This window comes from Hymenobacter properus (assembly GCF_015694735.1).
Lineage (GTDB): Bacteria > Bacteroidota > Bacteroidia > Cytophagales > Hymenobacteraceae > Hymenobacter > Hymenobacter properus.
This window is the reverse complement of the sequence record NZ_JADQDP010000001.1, coordinates 1,399,720-1,416,118: the sequence shown is the minus strand read 5'-3', so window position 1 is coordinate 1,416,118 and position 16,399 is coordinate 1,399,720. Positions and strand designations below refer to the sequence as shown.

The 16,399-nt window shown below is 63.1% G+C and carries 11 protein-coding genes; 7 read left to right on the top strand and 4 right to left on the bottom strand.

Features of this window, described 5'->3' with window-relative positions; all coding sequences use genetic code 11:
* Positions 1-85 precede the first annotated feature (85 nt).
* From I2I01_RS05860 to I2I01_RS05850, 3 genes are all read right to left on the bottom strand, one after another.
* The gene (locus I2I01_RS05860) at positions 86-1,195 is read right to left on the bottom strand and encodes a T9SS type A sorting domain-containing protein (protein ID WP_196285466.1); all 1,110 of its coding nucleotides are present in this window, start codon (positions 1,193-1,195) and stop codon (positions 86-88) included.
* A gap of 44 nt (positions 1,196-1,239) precedes the next feature.
* Positions 1,240-2,976 (bottom strand): glycosyl hydrolase 53 family protein, encoded by a 1,737-nt coding sequence (locus I2I01_RS05855; RefSeq protein WP_196285465.1) that lies wholly within the window; start codon positions 2,974-2,976, stop codon positions 1,240-1,242.
* Positions 2,977-3,172: 196 nt separating this feature from the next.
* Complete coding sequence (locus tag I2I01_RS05850) at positions 3,173-5,764, bottom strand: cellulase family glycosylhydrolase (protein ID WP_196285464.1); 2,592 nt, start codon at positions 5,762-5,764, stop codon at positions 3,173-3,175.
* Positions 5,765-5,974: 210 nt separating this feature from the next.
* On the opposite strand from I2I01_RS05850, the gene galK reads away from it, so the two are divergent.
* The 6 genes from galK (at position 5,975) to I2I01_RS05820 (ending at position 14,709) form a co-directional block, all read left to right on the top strand.
* Positions 5,975-7,147 (top strand): galactokinase, encoded by a 1,173-nt coding sequence (gene galK, locus I2I01_RS05845; protein ID WP_196285463.1) that lies wholly within the window; start codon positions 5,975-5,977, stop codon positions 7,145-7,147.
* A gap of 123 nt (positions 7,148-7,270) precedes the next feature.
* The gene (locus tag I2I01_RS05840) at positions 7,271-8,329 is read left to right on the top strand and encodes a UDP-glucose--hexose-1-phosphate uridylyltransferase (RefSeq protein ID WP_196285462.1); all 1,059 of its coding nucleotides are present in this window, start codon (positions 7,271-7,273) and stop codon (positions 8,327-8,329) included.
* Between the two features lie 168 nt (positions 8,330-8,497).
* Positions 8,498-10,654, top strand: a complete 2,157-nt coding sequence (locus tag I2I01_RS05835; protein WP_196285461.1) for a beta-galactosidase — start codon at positions 8,498-8,500, stop codon at positions 10,652-10,654.
* 100 nt (positions 10,655-10,754) lie between these two features.
* A complete protein-coding gene (locus I2I01_RS05830) occupies positions 10,755-11,780 on the top strand; it encodes a LacI family DNA-binding transcriptional regulator (RefSeq protein WP_196285460.1) in 1,026 nt (341 codons plus the stop codon).
* A gap of 148 nt (positions 11,781-11,928) precedes the next feature.
* The gene (locus tag I2I01_RS05825) at positions 11,929-12,654 is read left to right on the top strand and encodes a 3'-5' exonuclease (protein ID WP_196285459.1); all 726 of its coding nucleotides are present in this window, start codon (positions 11,929-11,931) and stop codon (positions 12,652-12,654) included.
* A gap of 141 nt (positions 12,655-12,795) precedes the next feature.
* Positions 12,796-14,709, top strand: a complete 1,914-nt coding sequence (locus I2I01_RS05820; protein WP_196285458.1) for a DUF294 nucleotidyltransferase-like domain-containing protein — start codon at positions 12,796-12,798, stop codon at positions 14,707-14,709.
* A gap of 203 nt (positions 14,710-14,912) precedes the next feature.
* Here I2I01_RS05820 and I2I01_RS05815 read toward each other — a convergent pair whose 3' ends face one another.
* Positions 14,913-15,359, bottom strand: a complete 447-nt coding sequence (locus tag I2I01_RS05815; protein ID WP_196285457.1) for a DUF4174 domain-containing protein — start codon at positions 15,357-15,359, stop codon at positions 14,913-14,915.
* Between the two features lie 89 nt (positions 15,360-15,448).
* Between I2I01_RS05815 and I2I01_RS05810 the strand changes: the two genes are divergently transcribed.
* Entirely contained in the window at positions 15,449-16,315 is an 867-nt protein-coding gene (locus tag I2I01_RS05810; RefSeq protein WP_196285456.1) for a hypothetical protein, read from the top strand.
* Positions 16,316-16,399 lie beyond the last annotated feature (84 nt).

Genomic DNA, 16,399 nt, shown 5'->3' with positions numbered 1-16,399 from the left:
CAGCATGACGTTTTCTTGCCTGCAAGAGCAATAAAAAAGGCGGCCCCAATAGCGGGGCCGCCTTTTTTGTGGTGCCTGAATCAGCTTATTGCACCACCACTTTCTGGCTGGTGAGCTGCTCGCCCACTTGCAGCTTCACCAAGTAGGCGCCGGCGGGCAGGCTGCCCAGGGCGAACTGCTGCGGGCCGCTTTGCTCGGCCGAGGCCAGGGAGCGCACACGCTGGCCCAGCGCGTTGTATACGGCCAGCGACACCGGCTGGCGGCCGGCCGGCACGGTGTATGCCACCGTGGAGGTAGCCGTGGCAGGATTGGGGTATACCTGGAAGCCAAGGCCTTGGGCCACGGCCGAGCGGCTGGCCAGTGCGCCCGTGCCCAACACAAAGCCCACCGACTGCGTGCCGGGAATGGTGCTAAAATCAGGGTTGGCCCCGAAAGCCGTGCTGCGACCCGCTACCTGCGGAATCACGTCAGAGAAGTTGAATTGGCCGTTGCTGTCGATGAAAGCGGCAAACAAATCGATGCGGCTGCCGGCGCCCAGCGAGGTGGTGGCGCTGTTCAGCACCGACAGCGGAATCTCAAGTTCAAGACCCGTATTGTTGGTGTTGGCGGCCAGCGACACGGTGTTGCTGTAGGCGAACTTGGTGCCGGGGAGCACGGCCGTGGTCGAGGTAATCACCGCGCCGGTTTTGTTGCCCTGGCCCACGTAGGGGTCGGTGCCGGCGGCCGGGGCGCCGGTGCCCGTCACATACGATACGGCGCTGAAATACACGTCGCTTGCGCCAGGGCCCACCACGGCCCGGAAGCCGTAGTCCGTTTCCTGGTCGAGACGCGGCTGGTGGGCCAGGGGCGACTGCGAGTCGCTGCTGCCGGGCAGGGCCAAGGCCGCCGGCACCCCCGAGCGGGCAGGCGTGTTCAGGTACAGGATGAGTGCCCGGTAAGCCCCCGAAGTGGAGGATTCGGCCGAGCCCACCACCATGATGTTGAGCGTGGTGGCGGTGTAGCCCACGTAGAGGGCCTTGAGGCCGCGGTCGGCGTCGAGGTGGTTGCCGGTGTAGGTGCCGGCCAGCTGGTACTTGCCTACGCCAATGCCGATTTCAGCCGCCGAGGCCATGCCGTCCATCGTGAACTGGGCCGAAGCCGTGAGCGAAGCCGCCGTGAGGGCGCCCACTGCCGCTAGGGTAAAGAAACGTTTCATGGGAATTGGGAATGATAAGTGAGAAAGTTTGGTAAATGTGGAGTTTACAGCTGTTCGACTTTCACTACGTCGGTTTGGTCGCCGTGGCTGATTTTTAAGAAGTAAAAACCTGCGGCCAGCCCCGAGGCATCCCAGCGCAGGGTTTGCGGGCCTGCCGCCAGCGCCTGGGGCGCGGCCACCACCCGCACCAGCTGGCCGGTGAGGCTGTAGAGGGCTGCTTGCACGGTTTCGGGGCGGGGAAGGCTGAAGCGCAGCGTGCGCTGGCCGGCCGCGGGATTGGGATATACCTGGGCCGCGAGCGTGGCCGTGGCCTGCATGGTCGCGGTGGTGCTAGTGGCCACAAATTCGACGTCGTCGAGGCTCGCCGACTGGTTGGCGCCCGCGGTGGAGCGCAGGCCGATTTCGCATTGCCCGTTGGTGACGACGATGCCTGGCACCTGCACCTGCACCCAGATGCTGGAGGCGGGCAAGGTGGTAGCCAACTCGGTGCCGCCGAAGCCGTTGGCATAGAGCTGGCAGGTGGTTTGGCCGCCGGTGCTCTGGGCCCAGGCGCGCAGGGTGTAGGTGCCGTTGGGCACGTTGCTGAGCAGCTGGAAGGTGCGCACCTGGTAGGCCGTGGCTTTCTGGTGGCCCAGCTGGTAGAGGCTGGCGCGGCCGTAGTTCTGGGTCAGGTCGGCGTCGGCATCGGCGGTCGACACGGTGGTCCAGCCCAGCGGCGTCTGGGTGGCGGCCGTGTACTCAAAGCCGGGGTTGTACACCAGCCCCGGGGCCGGCGGGTTGTTCAGAAACGAGCTGAGAGCCACGGTGGGCTGGCCGTTGTTGTTCCACATGCCCAGGGCGTAGCCCATCCAATTGTAGGCCTGCGGCTCCCAGTACATCACGCCCAGCCCCTTGCCACCGGGCACGGCGCGCACCTTGGCCAGCAGGTCGAGCAGCATTTGCTGGGTGGGAATGGCGGCGGTGGCCGGCATGCCGGTTTCCACCACCATCACTTCCTTGCCGGGGTAGCGCGCCACCATGTCGTTCATGTTGGCTTGCAGCTGGGCATTGAGGGTGGGCCAGTTGGCGGCGGTGGGGTAGTGCGACATGCCGATGACGTCGTAGCGCGCGCCGTTCACGGCCAACTGGTCGAACACGTTGCGGAAGTAGCTGTTATTGTAGCCGTTGGCAATGTGCACGATGACCTTAGAGGTCGGGTTCACGGCTTTCACGGCGGCGTAGCCGCGGTCGATGATGGCGGCAAAGTTTTGGGGGTTGAGGGAACGGCGGCCGTCGGGCCAGAGCATGCCGTCGTTGGTTTCGTTGCCCACCTGTACCCACTCGGGTACGATGTTGTTGTCTTTCAGCGAGTCCAGTACATCGTAGGTATGGTTGTACACGTCGGTCAGCAGCTGGCTGAAGGAGTGCGAAGCCCAAGCGGCAGGCTTGGCCTGCTGGCCGGGGTCGGCCCAGGTGTCGCTGTAGTGGAAGTCAATCAGCAGGCGGAAGCCCAGGTTGCGAGCCCGGATGGCCTTGGCTATTACATCGTTCTTGCCATTCCAGCCGCCGGCGGGGTTCACCCATACGCGCAGCCGGATGGCGTTCATGTCGTGGTCGCGCAGCAGCCGGAACAGGTCCTGTTGCACGCCGGCTTCATTGTAGAAGCTGTAGTTGGCCTGCTCCATCTGCGTCACCCAGCTGATGTCGGCGCCTTTGGCGAAGACGGGGGTGGTTTGTGCCTGCGCGCGGTTGGCCAGCCCCAGCAGCGCGCTCAACATCAGGAAGAGTAAGGTTTTTCTCATATCAAGTAAGCAAGCTTATGGCCGCTACGCTATTAACCTAAGTTCAGGGTGGAGGTTATTTACTAAGGCGCCCTTTGCGCAATCGATTGATGCCCTGGTCACAAACGGACGCAAAAAAGAAACCCCGTGATTGCAGAAGCATTGCTCCATCAATACGGGGTTTCTCAAAAAAGTTACGCGGACTGCGGCAAAAACCTTACTGCAACGTCACGGATTCGATGTCGACAGTCAGCGGCTGGTTGGTGGGCGTTGCGGCCTCCCAAATCACCTGCAGCACTTCAGCATCGGCCAGCTTGAATGCGGGCATGCCGGCGGGCTGGTACTGCAGGGCATTGAAGCCGGGGTAGGGGCGGGGCATCAGCAGCAGCGCATCGGGCCGAAAGGCGCTGAGCGGCAGCCGAACCTCCTGCAGTTCGGCGCCCACCGGCAACGCGGCCGAGTATGACACGGCGTCCTTCGTGGTCAGGGTCACTTTGAGCTGGGCGCCGGGCTGGCTGCTGCGGGCCCGTACCACCACCGTTTGGAAGCCGGCCACATCGGCGGTGCGGCTGGCCAGTTTGTCGCCAAAATACGCCCGCAGGCTGGCAGCCGGGCCGCTTTGGGCCGCCTGGCCGGAGCGAAGCGGGCCTTGCACCAGCCGCAAGGCCAGGGCGCCAACCGGCGTTGTCACGTAGTCGGTCCAGGCGTTGTTGACGACGGTGCGGGCCTCGATGCGCTCCTGGTCACGGCCGGCCTCAAACAGCGGCAGCGGCGTGCCGGCGGCCACAATGGGCACCTCAAAATGCTCGAGGTGGGCGTAATCCCAGTCGCGCGGCTGGCCGCTGAAGCCGCCGGGAAAAGTGGTGGCCTGCGTGCCTTTGCGCACTACTATCCAGTAGCGCAGCTGTCCTGGATAAAGTAAGTCAGCGGGCACGGTGGCTTCCACGGTGGCGTAGCGCGGCATGCTCATTGGTAGGGTGCGGGTGCGGCCGTAGTAGTGCTGGGCCACCAGAAACACGCTGTCGGTAGCGGCCAGGTCGGTGAGCGTAGCCGTGAGACGCAGGGGTTGGCCTGCCACGGCTTGCGCTGGCGGCGTGTGGCGCAGTTGCCGCCCCAATTCCAGGTTTTTCGGCGTCACAAACTCGCTCAGCCGCAGGTAGTTATTGAAGACCGTGCGCTCGGTGTAGGCCGCGGTGGCCTTGCCGGGCGCGGAGAGCAGGTAGGCGCCAGGGCGCAGGATGGTGCGGCCATCAGCAGCCTGGCTTTGGGCACTATTGCCCTCGCTCAGGCCTTTGATGGCAAAGGCGGGGCCGAGGTCGGGCAGGTGGAGCTGCAGCGGCTGGTCGGTCCACAGTACCTGCGTCACGGGCTTGCTCAGCGAAGCTTTTTCAAACGGGTCGCGGATGGGGACGGCGTCGGGCATCACCTCCAGGCGCCACACGCCGGGCGCCAGCTTATCCAGGAAGTAGGCGCCGGTGCCGCCGTACGTTGCCACCGGCGAGGAGCCCACGCCGGCCAGGTGCTGCAGCTTTGCCGGCTGCTTGGGGACCGTGCGCGTGTCGGCGGTGTAGTAGAACTCCTCGGGCGTGTTCACCTCGCTGAGCTGCTGCCGGTAGCTTACATGGAAGTCGCTGAACACCGAATCTTGCGGGTAGCGCGGGAACTGCTGCCCGCGCTTCACCGTGCGAAACACCTTGCCGGCAATGAGCAGGCTGATGGCCTTGGCGGGCGTGTAGGCCAAGTTCAAGTAGTGGGTTTGGTACTCGGTGTTGGCGTGGGCAATGGCCAGCGGGTCGTAGGCAAACTGCGTGGCCCATTGGAAACCCGCCTCGCGGAAGCTGCGGGCCATGAACGGGTACATGACGGGCTGAATGATGTCGGCCGACTCGAACTCGTACACCATCTTGGCCTTGCTGCGGAAGCGCGGGTCGGTGCGGTAGGGGATGGGGTACTGGTCGACGTAGGGCAGGAAGTTGCCGCGCAGCGCGTGGTTGGCCACCAGCCCCTGCGGGTACCACTGAAAGGTGAGGCCGTCGACCTTGGCGTTGAGAATGGCCTCGTACACGTCCGGGTTTTCCGACACATTATAGAACACCGGCTTGCGGCAGCCCGTGGCCCTGATGGCGGCGGCCATGCGGTTGGCGAAGCTCGTTACCTGCTCCTCGGGCTTGTGGTAGCGCGGCTCGTTGCACACCTCGAAGGCCAGGATGTCGGGGTCTTCGCGATTGAGGGCCTTGGTGTAGGGGTTGCGGTGGTTGAGGAACTGCGTGAGGTAACGTTCCTGCGCGGCAATGGCGCGCGGGTTGGTGTAGGCCTCGCCCTTTGAGAAAATGCTGGAAAAACCCGTGCCGGTGTCGGGCTCGGGGTAGCCGTTATTCCAGTAGGCAATGGGCGTGAGGATGATTTTGATGCCTCGCTGCTTGAGCTCGTTCACCAGAAAGTCGAGCAGGCGCAGGTGCTCATTTTCTAGCAGGTTGCCGGTGGTGTCGGTGATTTCCACGTCCCACACGTGCACCCGAAAGGCGTCGACGCCCAGGCGCGCCAGGTGGTACACGTCCTGCCGAATGGCCTGCTCGTGGTTGCCGCCCACTTTCTGGATGGCGCGGTAGGAGTAGGCGAAGGGCGCGGTGTAGTTCACGCCAAACAGTGCCACTTCCTGTCCGCCCTTCTGCCAGCGCAGCACGCCTTTTTTGTCCACGTACACGTCGCCGGCGGGTGCTTTCGCAGGCTTCTGGGCCTGAGCTTGGCTGGCAGAAAAGAGGTGGCAAAAGCAGCTCAGCAGCAACAGAAACGTAGGGCGCTTGAACATGAGGCAGGCGGAAAAAGTAAAGGCGAAGTACCCCGCAAAAGTACGCGGCCCGGCTCCTGCGGTCCCGGCAAACGATTGCCTGCCTTTGAAAGTTAGACAGTACTTTTCGGCCCCTAAGGCGCCGGAATTGGCCTGTCCGGCCGCGTCTGCGTACGCTGCTCAGTGCCCCAAGGCCGTACCATCCACCCGTTTTCATTTCCTCCGCTCTCCATGTCTGCAACCCTTGCCCAAGCCCTGGCGGCTGATTTTCAACAACGTTTCGGCTACGCGCCGCTGCTGGTGCGGGCCCCCGGCCGCGTGAACCTCATCGGCGAGCACACCGACTACAACGGCGGCTTCGTGCTGCCCGCAGCCGTGGACAAGGAGGCGGTGTTTGCCGTGGGGCTGAACAAGGGCGCGCAAATCCGGCTGGTGGCGCACGACCTGAATGAAACCCTGGACCTGGACAACGCCGCCGAAATCGCACCTAGCGACACGCACTGGGCCAACTACTTGCTGGGCGTAGCGGCGCAGTTTCAGCTGCGTGGCGTGGATGTGCCGGGCTTCGACTGCGTGTTTGCCGGCACCGTGCCGCTGGGCGCGGGCATGTCGTCGTCGGCCGCCATCGAGTGCGGCTTGGCCTTCGCCCTTAATAAGCTGCTGGATGCCGGTTTTGAGAAGATGGAGCTGGCCCGCGTCGCCCAGTTTGCCGAGCACACCTACGCCGGCGTGCAGTGTGGCATCATGGACCAGTTTGCCAGCCTGTTCGGGCGCGACGGCCAGGTGGTGCGCCTCGACTGCCGCTCGCTCGAATACGAGTATTTCCCCTTCGATACCCAAGCGGCTCGCATCGTGCTCTGCAACTCGGGCGTGAAGCACAGCCTCGCCAGTTCTGAGTACAACACCCGCCGCCAGGAGTGCGAGCGCGGCGTGAGCATCCTGCAGCAGCACTACGAAGGCATCAGCAGCCTGCGCGACGCCACCATGGAGCAGCTTGAAGCCCTGAAGGGCGAGCTGGGCGGCACCGTGTTCCGCCGCTGCGCCTACGTGGTGCAGGAAAACGCCCGCCTCATTCGGGCCTGCGACTGTCTCAATGCCGGCGATTTGGCGGGTTTTGGCAAGGAGATGTACGGCTCGCACGCCGGCCTGCGCGACGACTACGAGGTGAGCTGCGCCGAGCTGGACGTGCTGGTAGAAGCCGCCCAGAAAGCTCCTGGTGTGTTCGGTGCCCGCATGATGGGCGGCGGCTTCGGCGGCTGCACCATCAACCTGGTGGCCCCGGATAAGGTGGATGCGTTTATCGAAAGCGTGAGCAAGGCGTATGAGGAGAAGCTGGGCCTGAAGTTGGAAACCTACCAGACCACGATTGTGGCCGGGGTGGGGGCGGTGGTTGAAGCCCAATAGAACGTCATGCAGAGCGCAGCGAAGCATCTCGCGTGCCGAAGTAATCAATTCGATTGAGTCAGTATTGCGCGCGAGATGCTTCGCTGCGCTCTGCATGACGTTCCCCTCAAAATTCCCGAAATCATGTCCACTTCCTTCGATTCCACCGAACACCCGCACCGCCGCTTCAACGCCCTGGCCGGCGAATGGGTCCTTGTGTCGCCGCACCGCTCCAAGCGCCCCTGGCAGGGCCAGCAGGAAGAGCCCGAGCAGGAGCAGCGCCCCGCCTACGACCCCACTTGCTACCTCTGCCCCGGCAACAGTCGTGTGGGCGGCGAGCAGAACCCCAAGTACGAGTCGACTTTCGTGTTCAACAACGACTTCGGCGCCCTCACCGCCGACGTGCCCACTGGCGGCGTGAACGAAGGCGGCCTGCTGCGGGCCGAGGCCGAGTCGGGCGTCTGCCGCGTCATCTGCTTCTCGCCGCGCCACGACCTGACCCTGCCGCAAATGACGGTGCCCGCCATCCGGCGGGTGGTCGATTTGTGGGTGGAAGAATTCCAGACGCTCGGCGCCCGACCCGACATCAACTACGTGCAGATTTTCGAGAACAAGGGCCCGATGATGGGCTGCTCGAACCCGCACCCCCACGGCCAGATTTGGGCCCAGCGCACCGTGCCCGGCGAGCCCGCCAAGGAAACCACGCAGCAGCTGGCCTACTTCCAGGAGCACGGCCGCACCCTGCTCAGCGACTACCTGAAAATTGAGCTGGAGAAGAAGGAGCGGGTGGTGCTCGAAAACGAGCATTTTGTGGTGCTGGTGCCCTATTGGGCCGTGTGGCCCTTTGAAACCATCATCATCTCGCGTCGGGCCGTGCAGGATATCACCCAGCTCACGGACGAAGAGCGCACCGCCCTGGCCGACGCCGTGCGCCGCCTCACCATCCGCTACGACAACCTGTTCAACATCAGCTTCCCGTACTCGGCAGGCCTGCACCAGCGCCCCACCGACGGCCAGGAACACCCGGAGTGGCACCTGCACATGCACTTCTACCCGCCGCTGCTGCGCTCGGCCACGGTGCGCAAGTTTATGGTGGGCTACGAGATGCTGGGCGACCCGCAGCGCGACGTGACGCCGGAATTCAGCGCCGGGCGGTTGCGCGAGCAGTCGGAAGTGCACTATAAGGGCGTGCCGGCGGAGTAAGCGGTTGCCTTCGGAAACATCATTTTAGAACGTCATGCTGAGCGCAGCCGAAGCATCTCGCGTGTGGTAGTAATTCTTTTCTTGCGATTGGATTACTTCAGCACGCGAGATGCTTCGGCTGCGCTCAGCATGACGTTCTGCTTTTAATAACAGCCTGCAATACACCCCATGTCCCACAAATACCGCGCGCTCGGCACCCTCCTCACCGGCCTTGCCCTGCTGAATGCCCCTGCTGCCTCGGCTCAGAAAGCGCCCAAAGCTTCGAAGGCTGCTGCCGTTGCCAAAGCAACCCCGGACTACTTCCCGGCGGCCGACATGATGACCATCGGGGTATACTACTACCCCGAGGCCTGGCCCGAAAGCCAGTGGGCGCGCGACTTTGCCAACATGCGGAAGCTGGGGCTGGAGTTTGTGCACATGGGCGAATTTGCCTGGGGGCTGTACGAGCCGCAGGAAGGTAAATATTCGCTCGACTGGTTGGAGCGCGCGGTGAAGCTGGCCAGCCAGGCCGGGCTGAAGGTGGTGCTGTGCACGCCCAGCGCCGCGCCGCCCGTGTGGCTGGCCGAAAACCACCCCGAAACGATGATGGTGAGTGCCCAGGGCCGCCGCCAGGCTCACGGCACCCGCGAGCAGGGCAACTGGAGCTCGCCGTTGTTTCGGCAGTATGTGGCCAAAATCAATACCCAACTGGCCCAGCGCTTCGGCCAGAACCCGGCCGTGGTGGGCTGGCAGATTGACAACGAGCTGAGCCACTACGGCCGCCAGTTTTCCTACGATGACTTTAGCAAAACCAAATTTCAGGCTTGGCTGAAGCAGAAGTACGGCACCATCGACAACCTGAACCGCGACTGGGGCAACGTGTTCTGGTCGCAGCTTTACCAGAATTTCGAGCAAATCCGCATCCCCAACCCTGACGAGCTGGTGGCCACGCCCAATCCGCACGCCCTGCTGGATTTCGAGCGCTGGTTTGCCGATGAAGCGGCCGACTACATTCGGGAGCAGGCCGCCACGCTGCGCCAGCACAGCCGCCACCAGTGGGTGACCACCAACCACATGGCCACCCACCGCGACGTGAACCCCGCCCTCACTCGCAAGGACGTCGACATCACTACCTGGACCGTGTACCCCGTGCACGGCGAGGTATTTCCCGAAAACGGTCCACTGGGTTTCCGGCTGGGCAACGGGGCCATGCTGGGTTTCATGCACGATTTCACGCGCCCCCTGAACGGCTACTCCGGCGTGATGGAGCTGCAGCCCGGCCAGGTGAACTGGGGCGACGTGAACCCGCAGCCGTTGCCCGGTGCCGTGCACATGTGGCTGATGCACGCCTTCGGCTCGGGCGCGAACCTGATTTGCTCGTACCGCTACCGGCAGCCACGCGCGGGCAGCGAGCTGTACCATTACGGCTTTGTAGGGCCCGACGGCGTGACGCCCCTGCCCGGCGGCCTCGAATACGCCCAGGCCATGCGCGAGGTGACCCAGCTACGCCAGCTGCGGAAGCCCAACGCGACCATGCCCGCCCGCCACGCCGCCCGCCGTACCGCCCTGCTCTACAACGTCGACAACCGCTTCGACCTCGACAACCAGACTTCCACAACGCGCTGGAACAGCATGGGCCACCTGCTGCGCTACTACCGCGGCCTGAAAACGTTGAACTGCCCGGTCGACGTCATCACCGAAGACCAGGATTTCAGCAAGTATCCCTTCGTGGTGGCGCCGGCTTATCAGCTGCTGGACAAAACGCTGGTGGACCGCTGGACCGCCTACGTGCAGAACGGCGGCCACCTCGTGCTCAGCGTTCGGACCGGCCAGAAAGACCGCCGCGGCATGCTCTGGGAAGGCCTCTGGGCCATGCCCATCCTCGACCTTATTGGGGCGAAATTCAACGACCGGCCCTTCGACATGCTACCCGGCCAGGTGAAAGGGCAGGTGACGGCCGCGGCCAAAAAATACGACTGGGGCAGCTGGGGCGAGCAGCTGGTGCCCAACGCCGGTACCAATGTGCTGGCCACCTACGCCGACCAGTTCTATGCCGGGGCGGCGGCCGTGGTCACGCGCAAGCTGGGCAAGGGCACCGTCACCTACGTGGGTGCCGAGTCGCTGGCCGGCGACCTGGAGCGTGACGTGTTGCGGCAGGTATACGCTGCCGCCAACGTGGCTGTGGAGAACCTGCCCGACCAGCTGATGGTGAACTGGCGCGACGGGTTTTGGGTAGCCACCAACTTCACGTCCAGCAAGCAGGCCGTGCCCGCGCCGGCCAGTGCCAAGCTACTGGTGGGCACCCGCGAGCTGGAACCGGGCGGCGTGGCCGTGTGGCAGGAATAAGCAGCAGAATTAATGGATAGCGGGTGCAAATAGGCCAAGGGAAAGGCCTACTTTTGCGTTTTCCCACCTGGCTCACTTTCCCACCTATTCTCCTTTCCCCTTGACGCCCAAACGCGCCTCTATCTCGGACATTGCCAAGGAGCTGAAACTCGCCGTTTCGACCGTGTCGCGGGCGTTGAGCGGACACTCGCGCATCAGCGAAGCCACCCGCCAGCGCGTGTGGCAGCTGGCCGAGCAGCTCGATTACCAGCCCAACCATTTGGCAGCCGCCCTACGCAAGGGCCGTAGCAACACGCTGGGCGTCATCTTGCCGAACATCGATGGTCACTTCTTTGCCCTCGTGATGAAGGGCGCGGAAGCCGTGGCCAATCAGGCCGGCTTCAACGTGATGCTGTGCCAAAGCAACGAGGACCACGCCCACGAAGCCAAAAACGTGGAAACGCTGATGAACGCCCAGGTCGATGGTATCCTGGTATCGTTGGCCCGTAACACGCACGATTTTCAGCACTTCGAGAAGGCTCGGCAGCGCAACCTGCCCCTGGTATTTTTCGACCGCATTCTCGACGGCAGCGAGGTGAGCGCCGTGGTGGTAGACGACCAGCGCGGCGGCTACGAAGCCACCCGGCACCTGCTGGCCCAGGGCCGGCGGCGCATTGCCCACTTCGGTGGCCCGCAGCACCTCAATATCTTCAAGGACCGGTATGCCGGCTACCGCCAGGCCCTGGAAGAGGCCGGCGTGCCATTGGAAGAGGAACTGGTGGTGCTTTGCCACGATATGTCGTTGGAAGACGGCGCGGCCGGCATCCGCCAGCTGCTGGACCTGCCGCAGCCGCCCGACGCCATCTTCTCGTCGGGCGACTTCACGGCCGTGGGAGCGCTGGATGCTCTTAAGGAAAAGGGCTTGCGCGTGCCACAGGACGTGGCGCTGGTCGGTTTCGGCAATGAAACCTTTTCCTCGCTCACCGAGCCCAAGCTCACCACCATCGACCAGCGCTGCGAGGAGATGGGCGGTGCCGCCATTCGCCTGCTGCTGGAAATGATTCAGCACGACACCCAGACGCGCACGCCCCGCAAAATCGTGCTCCGGCCGGAGCTGCTGAAGCGGGCGTCGTCGGAGCTGGTTTAGGTTCGAATAGGAAGAACATCATGCAGAGCGCAGCGAAGCATCTCGCGTGTAGCAGTAAACCCATCAAAAGGATTGGTACTGCCCGCGAGATGCTTCGCTGCGCTCTGCATGACGTTCTTTCCGCCCGTTATCATCCGTCGGTCGCGCTGTGAAAGACTACCTGCTGTTCGTCGATACCGAAACTTCGGGCATCCCGCGCGACTGGACCAAGCCCTACGCCAGCCGCAAAAGCTGGCCGCACATCGTGCAGCTGGCCTGGATAATCTGCACGCCCGACGGCCGCGAAATCAAGGCCGAAAACCACTACATCCAGCCCAGCGACTACGACATGAGCCCGGAGTCGGGCCGCGTGCACGGCCTCACGGTCGACTTTCTGCGCGCCAACGGCCGCCCGCGCCACGCCGTGATGCAGCGCCTGCACCGCGACCTGCTGCACTACCAGCCGCTGGTGGTAGCCCATTTCATGCAGCTCGATTTTCACATGGTGGGCGTGGGCTTCCACCGCGCCGGCCTGAAAAACGTGCTGGCCGAACTGCCCACTTTCTGCACAATGCGCGCCACTGGCCCACTGGTGCGCCACGCCACACAGGGCTTTCTGCGGCTGGGCGAGCTGTACGAGCGGCTGTTTCACGAGCCGCTGCTCCATGCCCACGACGCGCTGGTGGACGTGCGCGCCACCGCCCGCTGCTACTTCGAGATGCGCCGCCAGGGTCTCATCACTGACGAAACCATTGCCCAACAAACGCCCGTGACCGTGCCGCCTGAGCGCCCCGTGCGGCCCTTGCGGCGGAAGCGGCTGCGCATCGGCGTGGCGCCGTGGCTGTTAGTGGGCACGCTGGCGCTTCTGTTGCTGGCTTTTTGGTTGATTCGATAAATTGACCAGCTAATAATGAGCGTCATGCAGAGCGCAGCGAAGCATCTCGCCTGCTTCAACTAATTACTACTGCTGGCGAGATGCTTCGCTGCGCTCTGCATGACGTTCTTTTATTCCTGAATACTACCAGCCTCTTGCCTTATGTCCGATAAACTCGATTTTCTCCGCACCGTCAAGCCCTTCGACCTGCTGCCCGAGGACGTGCTGGCCGAAGTGGCCGCGGGATTGCAGGAAGTGCAGCACCCGCGGGAGGGCGTCATCTACTTTCAGGACGAAACCAAGCTGCGTGGGCTCGACATTCTGGTGGAAGGCGAGTACGAGACGTTCTTTTACGACAGCCAGCAGAACCGGCGCGTGGTGGAGTACAGCCGGCGCGGCGACTGCTACGGTGGCGTGTCGCTGCTGCTGAACCGGAAAAAGTCGCTGCGCACGGTGGTGGCCAAGAAAAATACCCGCGTGTACTTCCTGCACCGGCGCGAGTTTCTGGCCTTGTGCCAGGGTTATGAAGGCTTCTTTCACTTCTTCACGGCGCGCTACGGGCAGCGCATGCTCAATGAGGAATACGCCCACTTTGTGCGCCCCCTCACCCATGCCGGCCAGAGCTACCTGGCGTCGGACCAGCTGTTTTCGCGCCGCATCGAAACGCTGGAGCTGCGGCCCATGGTGCTGTGCGCCGCTTACACGCCCATTCACGAAGTGGCCCGCCGCATGGCCGAGGCCCGCACCAGCTGCTATTTCATTACCAATGCCGACGTAGACGGCCACATCATCGGCTACGTCACCGACATCACCCTGCGCGACAAGGTGGTGGCCGGCCTGGCCGACGCCCGCCTGCCGGTCGAAACCATTATGGATGCGCCGGTGGTCAGCATCAGCTCGCGGGCCTTTGTGTATGAGGCCATTCTGCTGATGTTCCGGACCAAGACGCGCTACCTGCTGGTGGAAACCGATGGCGAGTACGTGGGCTTCCTGAGCCGCAACAAGCTGCTGACCGACGACCAGGCGCAGTCGCCGTTCATCTTCATTCAGAGCGTGAAGCAGGCCCAGGCCGTGCCCGAGCTAAAGCGCCGCTGGGAGCAAGTCCCGGAAATGGTGTACCAGCTCCTGAACCGAGGCGTGAAGCCCGAAATCGTGAACCAGGTCATTACCACCGTGTCCGATACCATTGCCCTCAAGCTCATTGAGGGCGCCATTGCGGAGCTGGGTCCGCCGCCGGCCCGCTTTGTGTACATGGTGCTGGGCAGCGAGGGCCGCAAGGAGCAAACCTTGCTCACCGACCAGGACAACGCCATTATCTACGAAGACAAGGCCAATGAGCAGCGCGAGCTGGTGCGCGCTTACTTTCTGAAATTTGCCGAGATGGTGAGCGACCAGCTCAACGCCATCGGCTTCAGCTACTGCGAGGGCGGCTTCATGGCCAAAAATCCGAAATGGACGCACTCGCTCTCGCACTGGAAACGCAACTACGTGGAGTGGATGACCGAGGCCAACCCCGAGGCCGGCATGCAGTTCGCGGCCTCTTTCGACTGCCGCTATATCTATGGCGACGCCGAAATCATGGACGAACTGCACGCCTTCCTAGACGCCGAGCTGCAAAAGCCGCGCGAGCGGTTCTTCCATTACATGGCTGTGAACGCGCTGCAGTACGAACCGCCGCTCACCTTCTTCCGCAACATCCGCACCTTCGCCGTGGGCTCGCAGCAGGTGTTCAACCTCAAGCGCACCATGTCGCCCATCGTCGATTTGGTACGCATGTATGCCCTCAAGCACCGCATCTTCGCCACCAACACCGGCGAGCGGCTCGAAGCCCTACGCGCCGCCGGAGTGTTCACCGAACGCGAAGCCCAGGAGCTGCTTCAGTCCTACTATTACCTGATGGGCGTGCGCCTGAAAAAGCAAGCCGCCCAAATCATCAGCGACAACGTGGCGCCCGACAACTACCTCGACCCCAAGACTCTCACTAAAGTGGAGCAGGTGACGCTCAAGGAGATTTTTAAGGTGATTTCGGATTTCCAGCTCAAGATTAAAGTGGGCTTCACGAAGTCGTTGGGGTAGGAGCTAGCCGTCTATCCTTAGGAGGGCCTGTCATTGCGAGCGCAGCGAAGCAATCCGTCCTGTTCATAGCGACTAGCCCAATAATGTGACAAAGCCCCGGTACCATATGGCGCCGGGGCTTTGTCGCTTAAGACAGTATCTGGTTTTGACAGGACGGATTGCTTCGCTGCGCCCGCAGTGACAGGCCCTCCAAGAACAGGGCGCTATTTCCTGCGCTTCATTTCCTCGCGTCGCATCGGCATCTTGTCCACGATGCCGAAAAGTGCCTCGGGCGTAATTGGGCGGCTGCTCTTTTCTTTCACGCCGCCGTCTTTACCGATGAGTACAGCTGCAAACGCGGGCGGCTTAATGCCTATTTGCTGCGCCAGAAACTGCTGGTCAGCTGCTGTTAGCTGAGCATATAGGACTTCCAGTACCAGAAAGTCGCGCTCGGCCAAGGCTGCAGCCTGGGGCGCGAGCAGTGCCTTTTGTTGCTGGAAGTCGACGTGCTGCGTTGTGGGGGCGGCTATCAGTAGCACTCGCTTCTTCCAGCGGCTTTCCCACAAAAGTTGTTGTAAGGATGCGGGCGTGGCGGTTTGGGCGTTGAGAGATGACAGAGAACTTAGCAGCGCCGTGGCGGTAGACAGAATCAGAAAGGCGATACTTTTCATGCGGCAAGTGCAAAGTAGGATTGCAGGCAAAGTGGCTTCTCACCTCCTGTCGTAACTGGCGTAATACGCAAAAGATTTTTGCCTCGACCATGCTCCACCTGCTGCGCGACGCCCTTTTTCCCGTCCTCGTTTTCCTGCACGCCGTGCTCATCGGCGCGCCGGCCAACCACGGCCGGGGAAGCTTCCAGCGGGCTCATTGCAAAGTGCGAAAAATCGGCCGCCTGCCACGCAGCGTGCGCGAAAGCTCTGGCCTGGCTTGTGCCGACACGCTGGGTGGCTTCTGGACGCACGGCGACGGCGGCACGCCTGCGCAACTCACCGAGTTTTCGCTGCCCGGCACGGTGCGCCGCCGGCTCGACCTCGCGCCGCTGCCCAACCGCGACTGGGAAGACCTGGCCCGCGACCCCACCGGCCGCCTCTACATCGGCGACTTTGGCAACAACCGCAGCCAGCGCCGCGACCTGGCCATTTACCGCCTGAGCCTGCGCGGTGGCCGCCCGAATGTTGACACCATCGCCTTTCGTTACCCCGACCAAACTGCGTTTCCGCCGCACCGGGGCCACCGCAATTTCGACTGCGAAGCCTTCTACTTTTACCAGGACACGCTGCATTTGTTCAGCAAAGACCGCAGCCTGCGCCAACTCACCAAGCACTACGTGCTGCCGGCGCACCCGGGCCGCTACGTGGCTGTGCTGCGCGACAGCATTCGCCTCGGCCGCCCCATCACGGCGGCAGACATCAGCCCTGACGGCAGCACAGTAGCCCTGCTGGGCTACGGCGGCGTGTTTTTGTTCACTAATGCCCCGGGGCGTCCTTTGTTCGACGGGCCGAAGCGCTTCCGGGCACTGCCCACCACCGGGCAGGCCGAAGGGCTGGTTTTCCTGACAGATTCCACCTTTCTGGTCAGCAATGAGCGGGGGCGGCTTTTCGGGGGCAGCCGGCGGGAGCGCCGGTAGCAGCGTTTGGCGGCTGGCTTGGGGCTAAAGAAATGGCACCTGCATGCTGCCGATTGTCGGCGTTGGCGCGAATGCGTGGGGGCT

What these genes read in the sequence shown, in the direction of transcription:
- I2I01_RS05860 (WP_196285466.1), bottom strand. Translation starts at nt 1,195, where the DNA reads ATGAAACGTTTCTTTACCCTAGCGGCAGTGGGCGCCCTCACGGCGGCT.
- I2I01_RS05855 (WP_196285465.1), bottom strand. Translation starts at nt 2,976, where the DNA reads ATGAGAAAAACCTTACTCTTCCTGATGTTGAGCGCGCTGCTGGGGCTG.
- I2I01_RS05850 (WP_196285464.1), bottom strand. Translation starts at nt 5,764, where the DNA reads ATGTTCAAGCGCCCTACGTTTCTGTTGCTGCTGAGCTGCTTTTGCCAC.
- galK (WP_196285463.1), top strand. Translation starts at nt 5,975, where the DNA reads ATGTCTGCAACCCTTGCCCAAGCCCTGGCGGCTGATTTTCAACAACGT.
- I2I01_RS05840 (WP_196285462.1), top strand. Translation starts at nt 7,271, where the DNA reads ATGTCCACTTCCTTCGATTCCACCGAACACCCGCACCGCCGCTTCAAC.
- I2I01_RS05835 (WP_196285461.1), top strand. Translation starts at nt 8,498, where the DNA reads ATGTCCCACAAATACCGCGCGCTCGGCACCCTCCTCACCGGCCTTGCC.
- I2I01_RS05820 (WP_196285458.1), top strand. Translation starts at nt 12,796, where the DNA reads ATGTCCGATAAACTCGATTTTCTCCGCACCGTCAAGCCCTTCGACCTG.
- I2I01_RS05815 (WP_196285457.1), bottom strand. Translation starts at nt 15,359, where the DNA reads ATGAAAAGTATCGCCTTTCTGATTCTGTCTACCGCCACGGCGCTGCTA.
- I2I01_RS05810 (WP_196285456.1), top strand. Translation starts at nt 15,449, where the DNA reads ATGCTCCACCTGCTGCGCGACGCCCTTTTTCCCGTCCTCGTTTTCCTG.